Annotated in this window: 17 protein-coding genes; 6 read left to right on the forward strand and 11 right to left on the reverse strand. The window is 39.4% G+C overall.

The window, feature by feature from the left end; all coding sequences use genetic code 11:
- Positions 1 to 2: 2 nt before the first annotated feature.
- Both J2746_RS04655 and J2746_RS04660 read right to left on the reverse strand, forming a co-directional pair.
- A complete protein-coding gene (locus tag J2746_RS04655) occupies positions 3 to 3,155 on the reverse strand; it encodes a tubulin-like doman-containing protein (protein WP_209617021.1) in 3,153 nt (1,050 codons plus the stop codon).
- Positions 3,152 to 3,889, reverse strand: coding sequence for a hypothetical protein (locus J2746_RS04660; RefSeq protein WP_209617024.1), 738 nt, complete (start codon positions 3,887 to 3,889; stop codon positions 3,152 to 3,154). Before J2746_RS04660 ends, J2746_RS04655 begins: the two co-directional genes overlap by 4 nt.
- Before the next feature lie 397 nt (positions 3,890 to 4,286).
- Here J2746_RS04660 and cfbA (J2746_RS04665) point away from each other — a divergent pair, with 397 nt between their 5' ends.
- Both cfbA (J2746_RS04665) and cfbA (J2746_RS04670) read left to right on the forward strand, forming a co-directional pair.
- Positions 4,287 to 4,682, forward strand: coding sequence for a sirohydrochlorin nickelochelatase (cfbA, locus tag J2746_RS04665; protein ID WP_209617027.1), 396 nt, complete (start codon positions 4,287 to 4,289; stop codon positions 4,680 to 4,682).
- 292 nt (positions 4,683 to 4,974) lie between these two features.
- A complete protein-coding gene (gene cfbA, locus J2746_RS04670; RefSeq protein ID WP_209617029.1) occupies positions 4,975 to 5,370 on the forward strand; it encodes a sirohydrochlorin nickelochelatase in 396 nt (131 codons plus the stop codon).
- Between the two features lie 66 nt (positions 5,371 to 5,436).
- On the opposite strand, the gene J2746_RS04675 is transcribed toward cfbA (J2746_RS04670), so the two are convergent.
- Together J2746_RS04675 and J2746_RS04680 are read right to left on the reverse strand one after the other, a co-directional pair.
- Positions 5,437 to 6,474, reverse strand: coding sequence for a GTP-binding protein (locus J2746_RS04675; RefSeq protein WP_209617033.1), 1,038 nt, complete (start codon positions 6,472 to 6,474; stop codon positions 5,437 to 5,439).
- 74 nt (positions 6,475 to 6,548) lie between these two features.
- The gene (locus tag J2746_RS04680) at positions 6,549 to 7,853 is read right to left on the reverse strand and encodes a GTP-binding protein (RefSeq protein WP_209617036.1); all 1,305 of its coding nucleotides are present in this window, start codon (positions 7,851 to 7,853) and stop codon (positions 6,549 to 6,551) included.
- Between the two features lie 396 nt (positions 7,854 to 8,249).
- Here J2746_RS04680 and J2746_RS04685 point away from each other — a divergent pair, with 396 nt between their 5' ends.
- The 4 genes from J2746_RS04685 to J2746_RS04700 all read left to right on the forward strand — a co-directional run bounded on the left by J2746_RS04685 (position 8,250) and on the right by J2746_RS04700 (position 11,325).
- Positions 8,250 to 8,948 carry a DUF169 domain-containing protein gene (locus J2746_RS04685; protein WP_209617039.1) on the forward strand — a complete coding sequence of 233 codons (699 nt, stop codon included), beginning with the start codon at positions 8,250 to 8,252 and terminating at the stop codon, positions 8,946 to 8,948.
- Positions 8,949 to 9,052: 104 nt separating this feature from the next.
- Positions 9,053 to 9,625, forward strand: a complete 573-nt coding sequence (locus J2746_RS04690) for a DUF1847 domain-containing protein (RefSeq protein ID WP_209617042.1) — start codon at positions 9,053 to 9,055, stop codon at positions 9,623 to 9,625.
- 9 nt (positions 9,626 to 9,634) lie between these two features.
- Positions 9,635 to 10,306 (forward strand): MBL fold metallo-hydrolase, encoded by a 672-nt coding sequence (locus J2746_RS04695; protein WP_209617043.1) that lies wholly within the window; start codon positions 9,635 to 9,637, stop codon positions 10,304 to 10,306.
- Positions 10,307 to 10,341: 35 nt separating this feature from the next.
- On the forward strand, positions 10,342 to 11,325 hold the full coding sequence (locus tag J2746_RS04700) for a radical SAM protein (RefSeq protein WP_209617046.1): 984 nt from the start codon (positions 10,342 to 10,344) through the stop codon (positions 11,323 to 11,325).
- Between the two features lie 60 nt (positions 11,326 to 11,385).
- Here J2746_RS04700 and J2746_RS04705 read toward each other — a convergent pair whose 3' ends face one another.
- The 7 genes from J2746_RS04705 to J2746_RS04735 all read right to left on the reverse strand — a co-directional run bounded on the left by J2746_RS04705 (position 11,386) and on the right by J2746_RS04735 (position 20,136).
- Complete coding sequence (locus tag J2746_RS04705) at positions 11,386 to 12,081, reverse strand: DUF169 domain-containing protein (protein WP_209617048.1); 696 nt, start codon at positions 12,079 to 12,081, stop codon at positions 11,386 to 11,388.
- Positions 12,082 to 12,262: 181 nt separating this feature from the next.
- Entirely contained in the window at positions 12,263 to 13,411 is a 1,149-nt protein-coding gene (locus J2746_RS04710; RefSeq protein ID WP_209617050.1) for an AI-2E family transporter, read from the reverse strand.
- A 19-nt stretch (positions 13,412 to 13,430) separates the two neighbouring features.
- Positions 13,431 to 14,753: a PGF-pre-PGF domain-containing protein gene (locus J2746_RS04715; RefSeq protein ID WP_209617052.1), complete on the reverse strand. Its 1,323-nt coding sequence runs from the start codon at positions 14,751 to 14,753 to the stop codon at positions 13,431 to 13,433.
- A gap of 10 nt (positions 14,754 to 14,763) precedes the next feature.
- On the reverse strand, positions 14,764 to 15,561 hold the full coding sequence (locus J2746_RS04720; RefSeq protein WP_209617053.1) for a TrmB family transcriptional regulator: 798 nt from the start codon (positions 15,559 to 15,561) through the stop codon (positions 14,764 to 14,766).
- A 38-nt stretch (positions 15,562 to 15,599) separates the two neighbouring features.
- A complete protein-coding gene (locus J2746_RS04725) occupies positions 15,600 to 16,706 on the reverse strand; it encodes a COG1361 S-layer family protein (protein ID WP_245249986.1) in 1,107 nt (368 codons plus the stop codon).
- An 11-nt stretch (positions 16,707 to 16,717) separates the two neighbouring features.
- On the reverse strand, positions 16,718 to 17,824 hold the full coding sequence (locus J2746_RS04730) for a COG1361 S-layer family protein (protein WP_209617055.1): 1,107 nt from the start codon (positions 17,822 to 17,824) through the stop codon (positions 16,718 to 16,720).
- Positions 17,821 to 20,136 (reverse strand): efflux RND transporter permease subunit, encoded by a 2,316-nt coding sequence (locus J2746_RS04735; RefSeq protein ID WP_209617549.1) that lies wholly within the window; start codon positions 20,134 to 20,136, stop codon positions 17,821 to 17,823. The genes J2746_RS04730 and J2746_RS04735 overlap by 4 nt, the downstream gene beginning before the upstream one ends.
- Between the last annotated feature and the right edge of the window lie 403 nt (positions 20,137 to 20,539).

The raw sequence follows: 20,539 nt of genomic DNA on the forward strand, positions 1-20,539 counted from the left end.
ATTCACTCAAGTGCTTCACGAAGGGTTTTGGTCTCGTAAAGGTCCTTTATTACAGGAACAACATCTTCTCCGGCTCTTTCAGAGTTCGCCAGCTCACCGGCATACTTCACATCAAGCAACTTCTTTCTGGTAATATACTCACCATCCTGCATTTTCAGTACATGGTGCAGGATATTGTTACTACTTTGTTCGTATATCTTCCAGTAACCTCCGCCCGAGGTCAGTGGAGAGATGTTGTCAAGGAAACTTGTAGCTGCAAGGAGAGTAAGAGTTACCTCCCATGGTTTGGCATGTGAATGAGTTATTACACGGGCATCCTGTGAACTCTTCAGTGACATTATAGCATTGATATCTGTGGATATCGTACTGTTCACAACAGACGATGAAATATATGAGGAACGTGAACCAATCACAAGACCCACTTTTCCGAAAGTCCACTTTTCAGTGGTGCTTATAGGAATCATCTGATTGTGTATTCCCAGTTTATAATTCTCAAGCAACGAAGGATATGTAGCCTTCACTTCGGAAAGCAGGTTGTTAAGCTCATTCATTCCGTTGTCATCGTTGTCAAGGTTTGTAAGGTCAGACATCTCGCCAATAAGGGACAGTATCTTCGGATTGATCTCTCCAACCTTTGTCCTGTAAAGACTCTTATCAGTCTTATTCTTGGATTTTGTCTTTTCATTGATAGAAGACATGTGATGATAGAACGACTCATAGTGTTTGTTGAGGTCTCTTCTGGAGCTGAATGTCTTTTCATGGAGATCTTCAGCATGGTCCATCATATCTGCAAGAGAGCGTTTTTCACCAATCTCTTCTTTGACTGCTTCAATATCCTCATTAATGGATTTTGATTTCAGGAAATATCCTTCCTTTTTAAGATATATTTCTGTCAGGAATTCTCTTAAAGAGCCTATCAGCTCACTTCTCTCTGTCTGGTCAAAAATGGAATCTATCCTGTCATAATTAAGTGAATCTTTACCTGCATCGCCTAACAATGAATTAATAGTCTGGTTTTTGATATCTGAAGCTTTTTTGTGCAGGCCTTTATTCAGGAAATCATCAGGTACATAGAATTCAAAAGGACTGTTGATCTGTATGTTCCAGTATTTGGCATTGGATTTGATATAATCCTCTTTTTCCTTTTTCATTGCCTCATACTTTCTAATCTTTTTCTTTTTGTCACCCTTGATGAATCCAATAATTCCTCCACCTTTTTCCTGCTTCTTCTTTTCAGATTCATAGAAATAATACAGTGCTATGGATTCTATCAGATTGATCAGGCCATCAAAACTGTCTCCTATTTCGTAGGAAATATCTTTGATCTCCTGCTGCATTGCAGAAACATTGGAAGCCCTGAGCCAGCTACTTTTATCTCTGGCCTTTATATCACCACTCTTAACCTGGGAAATGAATTCCTCAATTTTCATTTTCAGGTCTCTCTCCTTTTCATCCAGTGACTGGACTTTAAGATTAATAGTGAGATACTGATCTATCTCTTTCTCATTGTCATAGAGCCGTTGCTCCGCTTTTTTGACAACCTGGTCTCTAAGCAGTTCTGCCCCGGCACTTTCCTCTTCTTTTTCAAGGATCTGATTTTCAAGCTCCTTTATCTCATCTTTCAGCTTTTTGGCCTTGACATTCATGTTGCTGATGGTAGAGGACATATTCTGATTGCCTTTTAACATATCAATAAGAGTTGACCTTGCGGATTCCTCAGTTACACCGGACACTTTCCTGAAAAGATGAGCAGTTTCTTCCAGAACCTGAATACTTTCAGGTATAAGATTGGCCAGTTTCTTATCATTTTCATCGGTAAGTTCGCTTGGCTCAACACTCTGTGAACCGGCCTTAACCTTGGACAGATACTCGACCATATCATCAAAAGTAGTTATTTTATCGATCTGCATTTCATCCGGAATCTGATTTGCGATGAAATATTCGATGGTATCCACACTCTTATAATTGAGCAGGCTACCAATCTCATGCTTGAGAACATTTTCGATATTCCTGTATTCTTTCTTGATATATTCAAAATTTTCTTTTGTAGGTGCAGTTTCCTTAAAAGAATACTGGTTTTCCAAAAATGAAGATACTTGCTGATTTAGTTCTTTCCTTGAAATTGTTATCATTTCAAGGGAGTTGATAATTTCTTCATACTGATTTTTAAGTCCACGGAGATCCTCTATCGGGTATTCGATAACATGAGAATTGGCAAAAATGAATGATGAGAATGAACCTTTAACATCACTAATATTAATGTCACCGGTTTCCACGTGGAAGAAATTAGTAAACACATTGGGGAACATTGCATCAAACTCATGAACCTCTGCACGAGCCTCTTCACCCTTCTTGTATCCTGTGGGACCCAGAGATGTGACGATAACATTGTTGAACAGCCTCTCGGTCATATTGAGATACTCAAGCTCTGTGAGAGCAATAGACGCATTAAGCTGTTCTTTTTCTCCTTCCTGCGTTGTCGGGAGAACAACAAAAAGACATAGTTGTGTGGAATCTCCTTTAAATGAGCGTATATAGCGTGCAAGGTCAATGAACATACCAGAACCTGTGCCACCCCCTAGACCTACAACGATTGCCACACTTCCCCTGCTTGAAAAAGTTGGGAATCCACTTGATTCGCCCTCCGTTATGACTTTGTAGAATATAGCTTTGGAAATGGCTCTTCTGCGGTGCACTCCACCACCGAAATCATCCATTGCAAGATGATCGATCTTCAGAAGATCCTCAAAAAGAATACCATCTTCCGTGTCATCGTTGAGCCACCAGGTTTTCACTTTAGGTTCAGACCTTTTGTTCTTTACCTTCTCAGCAATTTCCATGCTTGCAAGATCAGGCACCTGGCTTATGTTTGCAAGAGATGGCAAATAATAGAACTTACTTTCAATGCTGCCCTGTGCTCCACATTCGACTATTTTATCTTTGAGCTGTGAGATGCGTTTCTCATCGCCTTCTTTCTCATTTGCATCGGCGTCCATAGTATATACTTTCAGACGTCTTCCATCAGCAGAATAGTGTTTCAGGAACCAGTCATTATCGCATATTTCCATTGTCAGTCTTTTTCCACAACCGCCAACACCAACTATTGTCATATCAGTAGGTAATTGAAGTGGTGGTATGATCTTTTCGTTACTCATATGTCATCATCCTCGTAGTCATCATCACGATTACCTAACCGGATACCGATTATCGTACCAATGATAAGAGCAAATATAATTCCACCTGCTGCCAGGTACAAAGAGATCTCTGGCCCCTCTTCCTGAGAGTTCAGATGATCTGCAAGTTCATTGGCTTCATGAACAAGTCCTTTGTCAAAAAGATCTGTGAGATAGTTCCTGAAGAAAGGATCGTCAATTGAGTCCATTTTACCTGTAAAAGATTCAATCTCAGGTACGTTTATTGTAAAGACCCTGGTGTCACTGTCCTTCAGACTGTTCTTCTCATCATCGAGAAGATTAAAACGATAGTAAGCGTAACCTGTTCTCTTTTCATCGAGTTTTATGAGAGTTACTTTATCAGTCTGGACAACTTCCCTGACAATAGGAACTTTACCCTGTATGTGAACGAGGACTTCTTCATCACTGTCATTCAGGTTCAGGACATAGTTGTTGGAATTGCTGGTAATATTGAATTCCGTAAAGTTGTAAAGAGGATTATTTCCATATGCTTCAAGATCGGTCTCGAACGAAATATAATCTGCAGACTGAGGAATACTGGAGATTGTCAGATAATATTCAACGATATCTCCTTCCCTGGCCTCATCAGGCAGATCACCTTCGATGTTTACATCTACTGCAGAAACGTTCGAAATAAGAGAAATAAGAATAAAGAAACAAAGTATAGTTTCGACTAATATATCGCGTGTTTTCATGATTCAACCCCAAAATAATGGCTTATTGCAACAATTCCAATTCACACCAACCTCTAATTGAAATTATTGTCCCACAAGTCAATAATTTTGTACATAAACTCAATCATTTAACTATATAATCTTTTTGATTTTATTGTGATTTTTAAATGATATTAATAAAATATTACAGACTAATAAAAAAGAAAACAGGATTTAATACTTTATTCATGCCAAATAAATTGATAAAAGCACATAAATATGAAATAATTTTGTTGTACCGATTATAACATATCTTTATAGCATATTTTCAGCATCAAAATATCAAAACCATTATATCCCATAACCACACTACTACCCCTGCAACGTAACACAAATACAGTTGAGAATAATACTTCATACAAAAAAGAAGGTTTATATCATGAGTGAAAAAATCGGAATTTTAGCTATTGGACACGGCAGCAGATTACCATACAACAACCAGGTTGTTACTGAAATCGCAAACATGATCGCAGAGAACAATCCTGAATATGTGGTAAAGGCAGGATTCATGGAGAACAGTGAGCCTACAGTAGAAGAGGCACTCATGTCATTTGAAGGTACAGGTGTAACAACAATCGCTGCAGCACCAGTATTCCTTGCATCAGGCATCCACATCACAAAAGACATTCCTGCAATCCTCAAACTTGACTCTGAGACAAACGAAGGCGAGATCCAACTTGATGGAAACAAGGTCAGGATCGTATACGCAAAACCTCTTGGAAGCGACAAGCTCATTGCAGACCTCATCTTCAAGAGAGCACAGGAAGTCCTTTAAGCTGTGTCACTGGCACAGTCATCTTTTTTAATATATTCTTTTTTTGCAATATCTCCATTTAATCTTATAATGGAAATTGTTTTTGTGATTTTGGTGGATATTTCATCAAAATCAAGACCCTGAAACTTATAAGAACCAGAAATTTTGAACCGGGTCCAATAATCATATTATAGTACTACTGAAAACTACAATGTTTTGCATTATGTCTGGATAAATTTTGATTCACACGTGTTTATTTTGCAAATACATATATACCTTATTGATAATGGTATTTTACACAGAAGGTTACATCATGAATGAAAAAATAGGACTTTTGATTATCGGACACGGCAGCAGATTACCATACAACAACCAAGTTGTTACTGAAATCTCAAACATAATCGCAGAAAGTAATCCGGAATACGTTATAAAAACAGGCTTCGTAGAACACAGTGAACCAAAAGTAAGAGAAGCACTAATGTCATTTGAAGGTACAGGTGTGACAAAAATCGCTGCAACACCCGTATTCATGGCATCCGGAGTTCACCTCACTGAAGATATTCCTGAATTCCTTGAACTTGATCCGGAGACTAATGAAGGAGAGGTTGAATTCGACGGGCACAAAGTAAAGATAGTTTACGCAAAACCTCTTGGCAGTGACAGGCTTATTGCAGACCTTATTTTCAAGAGAGTACAGGAAGCGCTTTAAATAAATAAAGCGACTTCACACCTCTTTTTTAGGGAAGATTAGACACAACATTAGTATTACCTGTTTTCACACAGAAATACTGAATTGTCCGTATTTAGAAATAACGACATTCTCAATAACATCCGCAAGATTATCCCTTGCAACATCCGTGACCGCTGCAAAGACGGTGAAATTACTTCCGTGATCCTCATTTTGTGAAACTACAAACTCCAGCTTTGGCTGATCCTTATAAGATGTCACACTGGCCCTCAGACCCACAGAACCCGTGTGGAGAAACATTTTCAAATGTCCAAGGAACCGTGGATTGATATCGATAATACCGTTTCTGACAGAATGCATAACATCAAGAACCAGCTTGGATGCTGCTTCACCATCCAGAAGACTATTTACCTCATAAGAACCTGCATAACTGCCAACATTGAAATGATCGAACTCATCATCACATACAGTATTACATGAATCAGAAATACCATGCATAGGAGCATGCTCACCTTTTGTGACAACAGAAGATTCGATCTCGTCCATAAACGAATTAAAACTTCCATCATCAGCTTCCATTGACAGAGTAAAAAGAATGGAATCCGGATTAAAACCTTTTATCGCATATTTAATTTCAGCAAGTTGATCACGTTCCAGCAGATCCTGTTTATTAAGCACAACAATATCAGCATTTTGGACCTGCTTTATAATCGCATCACCGGAATGTTCCATTAGCTCTCCAAATTTACTGCCATCTATCAACGAAATAATCGGACCCATACTTACTTCAGGGCCAAACTCCATCTTTTCGATCTGCTCTTTGACCCTCAGAGGGAAAGCAACTCCTGTAGGTTCTATCAGGAGAATGTCAGGGTCAAATTGTGCCTGAACAAGAGAAATATTAGCTTCAAGGGCATATTTTAATGTACAGCAAATACAGCCTCTTGGAATCTCTTTTGACTTCAGTCCATTATTACTAATGACCTGACCATCCACACCCACATCACCGATATCATTTACAAGCACTGCCACGCTGTAACCTTTATTTTTAAAATGATTTCCCATTCGGATTATAGAAGTTGTTTTACCACTTCCCAAAAAACCACTTACAATTATTATTTTCATTCAGACCCTCATAAGTTCAGTTGAATAATTTAGTGAAATACCATTTCCGAAATAGATACAATCTTTAAAAAGAATCATAGGATACAATCGCTCCCCTCTGCACCGCATCCTGTCAGATCGTGATCGTAGATATCATCCATATCCTCTTCCAGCTCACTGTGATGATATTTATGTTCATGACTGTGATGGTGATCATGGTGGCCTTCATGGTCGTCATCGTGATGATGGTGATCGTGGTCATGAGAATCGTGCAAACGTTGGGAAGTCATATTCCTTTTACTGAAAGCGGCTTCAACATTCTCATCCACCAGATTTACAAGTTCATTTTCATTCAAACCTGAAACCGCTGTGAGTATCTTAAACCTCGGACCGGAATGTGCAGTTGTTTCTATTATATTCATAGAAGGGCTTTCGGCATGTGAAGTGATGCTGATCTTTACAGTTTCATCCGGAACTTCCAAGAACATTTTAATATGACCTACAAACTCCGGACTCAAGTTCATAATTGAACCCTTAACACTTTCAGCAATTTCCAGTGTGATCTGTCTGGCAAGTTCGCGATCAATGTCATCCTCAAGTATCCTGTAATCATTTGCATAAGAAGCAAGTCCGGAACTTTCACTGTCATAATGGGTATGATGGCCGTAATGATGGTGCTCATGATGGTCTTCATGAGAACGTTCATGATGGCCTGTACCTTCTGTTACATCCATATTTTCCCAGAGAGGAACAGTCTGTTCATTTCCATGATCTGCAGGAACATCAATTCCTTCAGTTTCGTATGGCACTATCATTTCCATAAGTTCACTGAAGCCTGCGTCTCCTGAGCGGGATGACATATTAATGACCTTTGCGCTGGAATTGAGCTGTTGTACTGAATCCACAAGTACAGACATTTTGATGGGTTTCACAAGGTCTGCTTTGTTAATTACCAGAATCTCAGCATCTTCTATTTGTCTCAATGCATAAACTTTGACTGATTTCATAATTTCCTTGAACCGACTTCCATCTATCAGGGTCACAAGAGGTGCCACCCTGATATTATCCCCGAAGTTCATTAGTTCGAGTTCTTTTTTGATCAGGTTCGGGAAAGCAATACCTGAAGGCTCTACCAGAATATAATCAGGATTGTATGAGTGATAAAGTTCAGTAAGTGTCGTTTTCATATTTAGCTTCAATGTGCAGCAGATACATCCATTTGTTATTTCCTTGGTGTCAAGTCCGTATTTAGAGATCAAATCCCCATCTATACCTACTTCTCCTACCTCATTCACAATTATAGCTACTGTGTGGCCTCTTTCAGCCAGTTCTTTACCTATATTTATTACCGTTGTAGTCTTTCCACTTCCTAAAAAACCGCCGATGATTATTGCATCCATTTGTTCTACCTCCTTAATGGAACCTGAAAAATACTACCACGTGATAATATATAAACTTACGTATAAAGTTGGCACTTATCCAAAAATTAACCCACAATAATTTTTAACATAAAACACTATGAATAGAACTAATAATAAAAATTAATGTTATTTGAATAATAAATAGAAAAAAGAAAGCATATTATAAACTATATATTATTACATATTATTGTAGAAAAAAAAGCATCATAAAGCATACTTATAATATACAGAAAAATAAACTCATAGTGACTATTTTGTCATATACTGCAAAAATAATCAAGTAATAGATGAATCATTAAGCACGAACTCATCGAAACCAGTAAATAAGCAGTGTACCAAACTACTATTAACAAAGGTTTATGAGGAGTTGGAAACATGGATAATGCCGAGATATCAGACAAACTCGTAAAGCTGCTTGACCTCAGACATGAGCCGGTTGCTGTAAAGGTAATAAAGAAAGGCGAAAAGAACCCGGAAGGGTTCAATGAACCTGAAAAAAACATCCGACACTGCCAGTCAATAATGAGAGCAAGGAAAGGAGACTCTTTTGTAATTCCTGCAGACAAACATGCATGCATGGTTGGTGCATCAAGTCTTGGACTTGTACCGCTGCCTGCTAAAGTCAAGGAAGGAGATTTTCATTCGAACCTTGGAATGTTTGATTGCTCCGATGCTGCGGCAAATATGATATGCCAGCGGTCAGAATTCGAAGAAGAAAGCACAATTGCCACAGTTGTTGGTCCTTTGAAAGACTTCGAAAATGAACCAGATATTGTTATTCTTGTTGATCTACCTGAAACACTATACTGGCTTATTCCTGCAGCTACATTTTTTGAGGGCGGAAGGCAGGCGTTCAGTACTGCAGCATTCCAGGCAACATGCGTGGATTCCACCATAATACCAATAACCAGTGGTAAAATGAACATGAGTCTTGGTTGCTATGGCTGTCGTCGTGCAACAGACATTGAAAATGATGAAATGATAGCCGGAATACCCTATCAGAATCTGGAAAGGATGATCGATTCACTTGAAAAGATAAACGACGGACCAATGGAAAAAGCAAGAAAGAAGTGACATCATAAATCTTTCACTGAAGGTTAAGCCACCATACATTTTATCTCATATGAGAGAATATCACATCCCATAGGATCTGGCTTCAGGTCACTGGTGGTTTCTGAATGAAATGTGCACACTGCGATGATAAAATGTGCCGTGAAGGCAAGGATTGTGCAGGCATAACCGATGATATCTGTTATGAAGGAAACGAACTTAAGTCGATGAAGACGTCTGCTGCCATCGAAGCACAGTATTACATGCAGAAAACAAGGCTTGAAGAAATAATCCTTTATGCACAGAAAATGGCCTACAAAAAGCTCGGACTTGCTTTCTGTGTAGGTATGGAAAAAGAAGCAGAAATAATAGAAAAAATCCTGGAAAAGCATTTTGAAGTATACTCCGTATGCTGCAAGGTTTCCGCAATCAACAAAGAAGAATACGGCCTTGAAAAATTACACCCGGAATCATTTGATCCAACTTGCAACCCCATAGGCCAGGCAATGATGCTTGAAAAGAAAGGAACAGAGCTCAATATCATCATAGGTCTGTGCATAGGACATGACATACTTTTCACACAACATTCAGCAGCCCCGGTTACCACTTTCATCGTCAAGGACCGTGTCCTTGCACACAATCCGGCAGGAGCCATCTACTCAGGATATTACCTGAAGAAAGTTTTCGGAATAACAGACTGAGGGACCAGTATGAAAATCACAATTATTTATGATAATGAAGCAGGAGAAGGTTTGAAGTGTGGGTGGGGATTTGCCTGCCTTATCGAAACAGGAAGTAATAATATACTGTTTGATACCGGCTGGGACGGACACTTGCTTCTTGAAAATATGGAAAAACTAGCAATTGATCCGCAGATAATCGATACACTGGTGCTCTCACACCAGCACTGGGATCATGTGGGTGGAGTTACAACTTTCCTCAACGTAAATCCAAATGTCGATGTATATGTCCCGTCAGCATTCTCTCCCCGTCTTAAAAAAGAGATCACCTCACGAATTAAAAGGAAATTGTATGGAGTAACTTCACCGCAGGAAATCTGCGATAAAATACACACAACAGGCGAATTAGAAAAACCCGGAACCGGCATAAAAGAGCAATCACTGGTGCTTGAGTGTGAGTCCGGAAATTATGTCCTTACAGGGTGTGCCCATCCTGGACTGCTCTTAATATTAGAAGCTGCATCTTCTTTTGGCAAAATAAAGGGAATAATCGGAGGGTTGCATGACAGCCAGGAATACGGCTCGTTCAAAGACATGCAACTCATAGGAGCAGGACATTGCACATCACACAAAGATGTTATCAGAAAAATGTATCCTGATAAATTTCAGAAGATATTTGCCGGATATTGGATTGAGTTATGAACCAGCAGTAAAATATGAACCTGGAATGACCTGCCATGACAAAAAGAATCATTTATGGTCCAATTCTTTCCAGAAGGCTTGGAAGGTCCCTTGGTATTGACATAATCAAAACACCTGATACTAAGAAAAACTGTAACTTTGATTGTGTTTACTGCCAGCTCGGACACGTTCCCAAAAAGATAACAGGAAATACTGATGTAAAAGGTCTGGTAGCATCTGAAGAAGTAATTGAAAGCTTGCGTTCCTATCACAAAAACATTGAAGACCTTGATTACGTCACTTTTTCCGGTACTTGCGAACCTACATTAAACCCGGCACTTGGAGAGATGATCAGAGGAATTAAGGAAATAAATCCTCATCCGATTTGTGTAATTACCAATTCATCACTTGTTGACAAAGAAACTGTACGCGAGAATTTATCAGAAACTGATCTTGTAGTAGCAACTCTTGTTTCCGGTTACGAAGAAACATTCAGGGCTATTAACAGACCTGCCAAAGGCATTGAACTTGAGAACATAATCAACGGACTTAAAGAGATCAGAAAAATGGACAAACGTCCGATTCTCGGTATTGAAGTGATGCTTGTTAATGCTAACATGGATTTTCCTGTCAACCATACAGAAAAAGAGATTGATAGATTAAAAGAAGTCCTGTTAGAAATTGATCCGGATGAAATAGAGATCCTTACAGTCAGCAGACCTCCCGCAGAAGACTATATTGTTCCGGTTCCTGAAAACAGGTTAAAACAAATTGCCATGGAGTTTGAAAATGTATTTGGAAAAGAGCGTGTAAAACTGGTGCTTAAAGGAGTTAAAAAATCCCGCTCAAAAATGAAACATGGTAACATCGAAGAAGAGGTTTATGATCTTATTATGCGAAGACCCTGTACATTCAAACAGATATCTGCATCCCTTGGAATCAATGACAAAGAACTTAAACCCATCATCGACAGGATGCTCTCATCTCAAAGCATAAAGGAAAATGCTGTTGAGGAAAAGAAATACTACAAAATAAACTGATAGATGAAAAAATGAGAATTCAGTACATTGATTGTACTGAACAAAAATATTTAACTGGTTTTAACAGGCGTAAGTGCCAAACATTGATTTTGCAGATTCCACAAGGTGTGGAAGCATATCTACAGGCACACTCATTATCATTTCTTCGTCCTGTATCTCTGTGTATTTCCTGCTTCCACTGCAACCGATAGTTACTCCTGCCTCACCTGTAAGATATGGATATGCAACACCGTCTGCACATACACTCTGCTTACCTGCAAATCCTGCATTTACACGTCCTCCTTCTCTGTGCAGTAAAGCCTGTGAAAGCTCCATGACCTGTTTTGGTTTTGCAATAATAAGAACAACATCGGGCTTGAATGTGGCTTTTTCAAGAGGAGCATAGACAACAGCCTTTACAGAATTTGCTTCTACCATTGGGACTTTTTCCATAGTTGATTTTGCAGAGTCAATTGATGCAAAATGGTTCAGGTTGTAGTAAACCTCGCCGGATCTGAGTTTAGGACTCATTTCAGCCAGACCCATTACAGATGCACCACCCTTGCACATCTGATCATCGATTGTAGAATAGAACTGTGTACCAAGTCTTCTTACGTTGTCTACCATCTGGCAGTGCCTGGTTGTTTCACCGATATGTGGAATGTCTTCCGGGATTTCTTCTTCAGCTCTGACAAGGTGAACAGCAACCGGAGATGTAGTCATTTGAAGTATTTCTTTGAGTTCGTTACCATATTTCTGGATATCTTCGTTGTTCATTATGGAATCTCCTGTAAAAGAAAAAAATATTAGTTTTTAGGATGTGCACTTATTACACACAACTGCTATATCAAGCTTGCCGTTTAACAGTAAAAACGCATGACAGAGCCATTAAATCTTCACACCCGTTAACATTGTCAAAAAGAAAGTGGTGTGCTTGGGTTTTTAAAAAAAAACATGATCAAGAATCATATTCATCGGGATATATCTTTCTAAGTTCATTATAGAACTCAGTTAGCACTACCTTATAAATAATATATACAGGTATGGCGAGTATCATACCCAGTGCACCAAGCATGTCAGCGAATATAAGTGTGAGTAAAACACTTAACAACGGATTTACATCAACCTTTCCTGCGATCATATAAGGTATCAGGTACAGGTTGTCAACAGCCTGAGCGATCAAGACTGTTATTATCGCATAAAGTGCGGTTGTCGGACTCACAATAAAAGCTATTATTACGGCAGGAATTGCACCCACCACCGGACCAATATAAGGCACTATGTTCAGTAAACCTGCAAGCGCACCAAGGAAAAACCATCCGTTGATACCTGCCAGATAAAATCCAATGCAACAGATAAGTCCTACTATCACACTTTCAAGTATCTTGGCAGAGAAATAATCCCTAAGACGCATACCTATATCCATTATTGAAGATGAAACACAGTCCTGATACTTTAATGGGAAGAAATCAACAATTTCAGCAACTATCACATTTTTCTTTGCAAAATAAAGGCGGAACATCATTGGTATGATCAACAGACCGGTGAATACAAAATATGATAATTTTGAAATAAGCGATGAGAAGAAATTGAAGATATAATCTCCAATTGACTGTATATCCTCGCTGGATATCAATGGACCTGCAGCCATATCGCTATTCAAACCAGCACTCATATTTTCACTCATGTTACCAGAAGGAGTTCCTGCAGGACCTTCACCCATCATTGGCCCCATATTTCCATTATCCGGTGAAGAAAGAAGATAACCATAGGTTGAAAAGAGACTGGTAATACCTGATTCGTACTCTTCCTGTGAGCTTACAAGGGAATTCATGTCTGACAATTGCCCCACTAGTAATAATCCAACTAGCAATATACCCGCAAAAACAAGAGATATGGCATAAATTCTTCTGGCCCAGAGAGACTTATGACCAAAATACCGGTTAAACTCTATAAGAATACTATCTGTAAGGAGTACGAGTATGCTTCCAATTATTAAGACGATGAAGATATCCTCAAAGTAGAATAACACTGCAAAGAAAATAGTCAGGAACACAGATACAATGAGCATTATGCTCCAAACCTTAGAATTAGTTGTCAGTGCCATTTATTCTCCCTGCAGAAATTTAAGTGTTTACAGGATTTCTTTTTATAAATAAGTCTTTCATGGATTTAAGTACAGAATCAAGGATGTCTTTTGAACCTGAGGTGTTTTTGTCTTCATCGGAACTGGAATCTTCAATATAAGAAGTCGTAGAATCACCACCCATATCAATGACAACCATGTCATCCTCAGAACTTGTATTTACCTTTCCGGTTATTGCAAAATTACCAAAAGCATTGGTTGTTGAAACAAAAGTGATGTTGGAGTGTGAATTTTCTGACGCATTTGATCCTGCAATAGTCCTGGCAGGGAATATTTTCCATCCATGTCCACTGAACAGGTTCAAACGTATGGAATCAATATCAATATTGCTATCATCTATCCATTTCTGACTGACATTGAAGAAAATACGGGTATCACTTATCTTGTTATCAAGACCTGTTCTATCAGGATTGATATTTATATAATAGTAGACCTCAGCATCCGGTTCTTCAGATACAAAAGATGAACGGTCATTCAATACTTCAAGTGACATGCGTACATAGCCTGCATTGACAGATGATGTAAATTCCAGAGAACTTATAGGATTACTCTTTTCCGTAAATGAAAATGCAGTGAGCACGTTTTTGTTGACCACCTGCATGTTCACTTCCTTTACAAGAATATTTTTGTAATCCTCACCGGAAGAAACAGAACCTGAAGAACTGCCACCTCCGCTTCCACCTGAAATTATCTGGGAAGGAGTTGGTGTGGCAACCCAGTACCACTGATTCGATATACTTCCATTAGGATTTGAAACATGGACCTCAACACTGTAATTCCCCGTTTCAGAAAGATCAGGTACATAACTGGCATTACAAACATCAGAATAGCTGCTTATCAGATAATCATCAAGATACCAGAGCACATCAGACTTCTCACTTACATTTAACCGGAAAACAGGCTCACGGTCAAGTCTTGAACTAATAACAGTATCATCAGGTGAAAAACTGACATTGAAAGCCTGCAGTACATTTACAGTCCAGGTTTTACGCCGGGTCTCTGTTGACCCGGACACAACTGCTGTTAAATTATAAGTTGCAGCTTCATCCTCAGATAAAGAATATGATGAAAAGGTCGATGAGAGACTCTGTTTTACTACTACATCATTAAGCAACCACACAATATCCGAAGCCTCTGTTGTAGAAACTGAAAATCCCAGTGAACCTGTAGTATAAACCGACCGATACTGTGTAACCGGATCGAATGTCACCGTATCAACTGCAGAAGCAGGAACTACCAGGAATGAAATGAAAAGAAAAGATACAAAGAACAGAGTTTTAATATTGAGTTTGTTAACACCCAAGATCTGAGCCTCACAGCATATATTTTTCAGATAGTTCCCATTTAGCACTTAACAGATGGGAAATTGTGGCAGAGAACTCTGCACCATTTGTCCATACTGCAGAGAGATCGGCATCTCCTTCTCCATCTTTCAGTATGTCAACAAGCATTTCCGAATTATCAACAACAATTACAAAACTCTTGAATCCAGGTTGGGCATTCTCAAGGGAATTTACACGTACAGTAGCCAGAGGAATCAAATTATTCATTTTCTTTGCTTCATCCTCACAGGAACTGATAATTCTGACAGAAACACCTTCATCACCTGATTTTTTGTTCAGAATGCCTATTATAGTAGTATAATCTTTTTTGAGGGATGCATGCTTCTCTGCAATTGTCCTGAAAGGAGTTGAAGAGGCCAGTATCAGGATATCTTTTTTGGCACCTTCAAGCATCTGGATGACTTTACAGGTAACATTCCTGACACCACTAATACTCCAGATCAGTTCCTCTGTTCTTTCACTTGCAGATTCACCATATATTTCATTCAGTTTTTCAAAGGCAATATCACATTCCTCTGCATAATCATTCTTCAGCTTGGAAAGAGCATCTTCCGGCGGAATACATCGATAACGCATTGGTTTTGTGTTCTGGAACTCAATGATTCCTCTTTTCTCCAGCTTTTTCAAAGCACCATAAATTGCAGAATTAGGTACGCCGGAATCATCATGTAATTTTGAAACCGTAGCGTTCCCATTTCTGACTAGAGCCACGTAAACCTTTGCTTCATAAGAAGTGAAACCGAGATTCTGAAGAGATGTGATAATCATGAATATTGCCCCTGAAAATTATAAAAAATAGAAGAAGATCATTTATCTTCTTCTTTTTTCGCAAGGAATTTCTTAGCACCCATTGCAGCAACAACTACAACAATGAGAACTACAAAAACACCCATATATACTCCTGAACCAGAGTCAGATGAACCTGTCGGAAGAACTTCAGTTGTTATCTTCACAGTATCGGAAGTCTGGCTATGACCATCCATATCTTCATATTTTATCTCACTGTTAATGGCATATGTCTTTGCGACACCGGTCTCGTCAACCCTTATCTTGAAAACAGCTTCTGCCGACTCCCCGGGTTCAAGAGAGCCAATGAAGGACTGGTCATCTGTTGTACTGAAAGGATCATCAGCACTTATCCTCACAGTTGCATCTTTTACAGCTTCCTCTCCAACGTTCTTGTAGACAACACGGATAATTCCCTCTTCTCCAAGAACAAGTTCTCCGGTGGCATTTGTGACTTCAAAATCAGCTTCTTCATCAACAATGACACTTACCTGGTCCATTTGCTGGCCCACTGCATACCAGAGACCTACTTCCATATTAGTGATACCAAGATCAGTTTCGTTGTCACCATTTATCTGCACGTTTTCCTGATAACCATAGTAAAGTGTCAGGTTTAGTGGATACTCACCGGCAGGTGCGTTCTTTGATAACTCAATATTGAATTCAAGTGGATCAGATGTCTGTTCACCTGATGCAAGGGTTCCTGCTTCCTGAGCACCTGACTTTACTCTGATATTCGGATCATCGGAAGTCAGGATAGCAACAATACCAATAGCTGTTGTTCTCTGAGCCTCATAGCCCATTTCAGTTTGCTGTATTTTCTGGTCAAGCTCTGATACAGGATCATCGTCCTCTTCAGACTTGAAACCGGTAATAACACCTTTATTCATGAGGTTGATCTTAAGGGTAACCTCATCACCCCTTGAATATTCGTTGTCCCCTACAAGGGTGGCAGATACATCCGGGCCACCGTAAACTGTGTAATAGTTCTCATCAAAATTGAAGAAATCAGGTAATTCCAGATCCATTGTGGACATAGTATCATCAGCGCCCACCGGTAATACAAAGAGTAAGCCGAGGATCAATGATACTGAAACCACCGTTTTAAAGTTAATATTCCTAATCATAAGCATCCCTCTTAATTGTCATCAGACTCGTTTTTCCTTTTACTTTTAACAATCAATACTACTATTATTACGAAAATTCCGGCAAGAGCAAGACCTGTTACATTTATCTGTCTTTCAGGTTCCTCCAGTGGCAGGTTTATTATCGTGCCTGAAGAGAAAGTATCTTCACCGTCTTCATCGATATATTTGATCTCACTATCGATACCATAACTCTTTGCCAGTGTGCCTGTGTCAGAACTTATTATGAAAGTAGCAGTTCTGCTTTCACCGGGTTCCATTGTTCCAAGACTCTTGGTTGAGCGTGTGGTGCTAAGAGGCTTCATTGCAATAATTCTGGCAATAGCATCTTCTGCAGTAAGCTCACCGGTATTTGTGTATGTAACATTCACAACACTTGTACCACCTGAAACAAGAGATCCGTTAACATTTGTTATCTCGAATTTTGCTTCGGGTTTAACTATAATTGGTATCTTAAGAGTTGTTTCCACATTGGTGTAAAAACTTGCATGATCAAGATCAGGCTTACCAAGTCTTATGGCTTCACCTGACGTCATTCTGACATCGCTCTGATACTCATAACTCAGAGGCAACTCCAGAACATAAACACCTGCAGGAATATCCTCTGATAGGGTTATGGTGAACTCCATTGGATGTTCCGGCAAAACTCCCGGATATAGTGCTTCCAGAGTATGACTGCTTGTTTCAGGATCAACATCTACCATATCAATTGACGATACAAGGCTCGCCTTTAAACCATATGCGATTGTCCTCTGAGTCTCATACTCCAGTTCTGTCAGGGAGAGCTCATGATCGTATTCTGATGTGCCGACGCCCTGGTCAGCCTTGATACCATATATAACACCACGGTTTGCAAGGACAACCTTAAGAGTTGCAGTTTCTCCTCGTTCAAGTTCTGTGTCGCCCAGCACTGAGGCGGATATATCCGGCTCACCGTAGGACTTGTAGAAATTATTCGTGTATTCATATGTAGGAGGCAGGTATTCTTTCGCAGCTACAGAGGGTACTGAAGCTACAAAAGCAATAGAAAGCAGAATACATACCACCATAAGAATAGTACATTTTTTAAAACCACTTATATTACCATATCTCACATTCATTGGGTAATTGCCTCCTGAATGCTTTTTAAAATACTATTTGCACCTGAACCGGAAGTGTTGTGCGATTCAATAAAGTGCCTCCTCTTTTCCCTGTATTTATCCAGAGTAACTATAACCGGAGGGAAAATCACAAAAGTTGCAAGCAATGCAAGTATAACATCCATTACTGTGATAACTCCGAAATTGCTGGTTATTGAGAATGGGGAAGCTATGAGTGCAGAGAAACCAAACACAGTTGTAAGACCTGATGTAACAATTGCCTTTCCTATCTTAACACTTGCTTCCTGCATGGCTTCTTCAGGACCGGCACCTTTGTCCCTTTCCTCAAAATAACGTTCCATCATAAGAATGGCATATTCCGAACCAACACCAAGGATCAATGCGCCAAGTGTTGCAGTCATCGGTGTGTACTCCATTCCTGTATAATACATGATCCCACCGGACCATCCCACAACTACAGCCATGGTCAGAACAGGCGTAAGAGCCTTGAGAAGATCTCTGTAAATTACAAGGAGACCGGCAAATACCAGAACAATACCAAGCGTTGTCATAAAGACTCTGCCTGAAGTCAGAGCAGATATTACCCCTACAAAAACCATGGAGTTACCGGTTATAGTGATATGCACACCCGGAGGGGGAGCCATCCAGAGAAGATCCTCTTTCACAATGTCAGAAAGAGCTTCTATACCTTCAAGACCAAGTTCACTCATTGCATTACCGATGTTTAAGTTCAGAAGGGTTATTGTAGTTCCTTCAAGGTATGCCTCTCTTTCTCTTTCAGAAAGCTGATCATATATCTCCTGTATTTTCTCAGAGCTATCAGGAATCTCACCGGAGTTTGCTTCTTTGACTACATCGACTATACTTGACGAGCCCTGTATATGGCTTCTGTCAGCAACTTCATGTTCAGAGAACTCATCGATCCATTCCAGAAGCTCAGGATCAGCATTATTATCTGTCTTAATGATCAGATTTAACTGGTCATCCCCTCCGAGAATCTCCCCCATATGATTCAGATCAAGAAGCGCAGGCATATCCTGCGGAACAAAGGTTTCAGTATCAGTCTGGATACCTACAAGATTATCTACATAAAGACCACCAACACAGAGAAGACCTGCGATGGATAGAACAAGAACAGGGTTTTTCATTGAAAACGTAGAAATTGCCTTAAGGCTCTTTTCAAGAAAATCAGGTTCTTGTTCTTCTACAATAGTTACTGCAGCATGAGTTTCATGATGTGAAGATTTCTTTTTAAAACCAAGTCTTCCGAGTATGTTCTTTTTAGAGAGTATATCAAATCCGTAAATTACAGTGACTCCCAGGAAAAGAGAGGAAATGAAACACATCACTATTCCTATCATCAGAAGCTTTCCAAAGTCCTGGATCATTGGAACTGTGGACGTGAACAATGAGAAAAAGCCAAGAGCTGTGATGATAAGAGCTATTAACACTGCAGGTCCGGTATGTTTGATAGTGTCAATTACAGCTTCTTCTTCGGTTTCACCACGTGCAAGTTCTTCTTCTATCCTGTTATGGAACTGAATGGCATAATCAATACCAAGTCCTATTAGAACCGGAAATGCGGACATTGATACCATTGACATCGGTATATCAAGAAAACCCATTGCACCAAAAGTGAAGATAATACCTACCAGCACTACTGGCAGAGGAAGTAATCTCCACCTGACATGCCTGAACACCAGATATAGTACTATGACCATCAGAACAACAGACAATGAAAGAAGTATACCCATACTTGTATTCATCTCATCATTCATTGCTATCATGAATGCAGGTTCTCCGGTGACGATTACGTTATAATCAGCAGGAAAATTTGCAAGCTCTATTGAAGTTTCTGTTTCCCTGAGAATCTCTTCCTTTGTGGAATCTGATGCAGTACCTTCCATGATAACAGACATTACAGCATGTGTGTCATCAGGCATCAGGACATCAGGCATTGTTGAAGCAATTATCTCATCGATGGTTGCTGAATCATCCGGGATGGCACTTCTGCCAGTCATCTGATAATTAACTTCTTTAATAACAGTCGATGGAGAAGTCACTTCCACCACACCTGGTATGTTCTGGACAGAAAGATAAGCTCTGTCAAGAGCTTTCAAAAGCTCTGGTTCCGTGACATCACTACCTTCAACCATTACTACAATGGACTCGGTACCAAAAAGGTTCAGATACAGGTGGCCAAAATTCTGATACAATTTTGAATTTTTATCGACAAAGGTATCCGTACCTGAAGCCATTCCGATTAACTGAGCACCCTGAAAAGAGATAATTATCAGAAGCAGTGCGATCATAATTATTGGAATTGTATTGTTTTCTATGAAAACACCCAGCTTTTGAAAGATGCTTTTTATGATTAACACTCCTTGTGATTTATTATTATTACAAAAAAACTCTGCATGAGTTGTTTTTAACAAATCATTAATAGCCGATTTTCTATATAAGGATTTTACCCTTTAATAAACTGCTGAATAGTGTATTTAGTAACAGTTTTCCTTACCAGTACATTAACAGTACAATTAGTCCATCTTTTGTAAAGATGTAAAACAGGGTTGAGACATCCTTAAAAGGATGCCTCGTTGGGGGTTGGATAGGGTGGTACTAACACACACGCATTGCGTGTTGTTGATGGTACACAAATTTATGTACAGCACTATTAGTAAATAAACCTTGCGATAAATAGACGGATTAGAGTTT

It is taken from the genome of Methanolobus bombayensis (assembly GCF_017873415.1).
In the GTDB taxonomy this organism is placed as follows: Archaea; Halobacteriota; Methanosarcinia; order Methanosarcinales; family Methanosarcinaceae; genus Methanolobus; species Methanolobus bombayensis.

Bases quoted from the DNA above. Each gene is read 5' to 3' on its own strand.
- J2746_RS04655 (WP_209617021.1), bottom strand. From the start codon at position 3,155: ATGAGTAACGAAAAGATCATACCACCACTTCAATTACCTACTGATATG.
- J2746_RS04660 (WP_209617024.1), bottom strand. From the start codon at position 3,889: ATGAAAACACGCGATATATTAGTCGAAACTATACTTTGTTTCTTTATT.
- cfbA (WP_209617027.1), top strand. From the start codon at position 4,287: ATGAGTGAAAAAATCGGAATTTTAGCTATTGGACACGGCAGCAGATTA.
- cfbA (WP_209617029.1), top strand. From the start codon at position 4,975: ATGAATGAAAAAATAGGACTTTTGATTATCGGACACGGCAGCAGATTA.
- J2746_RS04675 (WP_209617033.1), bottom strand. From the start codon at position 6,474: ATGAAAATAATAATTGTAAGTGGTTTTTTGGGAAGTGGTAAAACAACT.
- J2746_RS04680 (WP_209617036.1), bottom strand. From the start codon at position 7,853: ATGGATGCAATAATCATCGGCGGTTTTTTAGGAAGTGGAAAGACTACA.
- J2746_RS04685 (WP_209617039.1), top strand. From the start codon at position 8,250: ATGGATAATGCCGAGATATCAGACAAACTCGTAAAGCTGCTTGACCTC.
- J2746_RS04690 (WP_209617042.1), top strand. From the start codon at position 9,053: ATGAAATGTGCACACTGCGATGATAAAATGTGCCGTGAAGGCAAGGAT.
- J2746_RS04695 (WP_209617043.1), top strand. From the start codon at position 9,635: ATGAAAATCACAATTATTTATGATAATGAAGCAGGAGAAGGTTTGAAG.
- J2746_RS04700 (WP_209617046.1), top strand. From the start codon at position 10,342: ATGACAAAAAGAATCATTTATGGTCCAATTCTTTCCAGAAGGCTTGGA.
- J2746_RS04705 (WP_209617048.1), bottom strand. From the start codon at position 12,081: ATGAACAACGAAGATATCCAGAAATATGGTAACGAACTCAAAGAAATA.
- J2746_RS04710 (WP_209617050.1), bottom strand. From the start codon at position 13,411: ATGGCACTGACAACTAATTCTAAGGTTTGGAGCATAATGCTCATTGTA.
- J2746_RS04720 (WP_209617053.1), bottom strand. From the start codon at position 15,561: ATGATTATCACATCTCTTCAGAATCTCGGTTTCACTTCTTATGAAGCA.
- J2746_RS04725 (WP_245249986.1), bottom strand. From the start codon at position 16,706: ATGATTAGGAATATTAACTTTAAAACGGTGGTTTCAGTATCATTGATC.
- J2746_RS04730 (WP_209617055.1), bottom strand. From the start codon at position 17,824: ATGAATGTGAGATATGGTAATATAAGTGGTTTTAAAAAATGTACTATT.
- J2746_RS04735 (WP_209617549.1), bottom strand. From the start codon at position 20,136: ATGATCGCACTGCTTCTGATAATTATCTCTTTTCAGGGTGCTCAGTTA.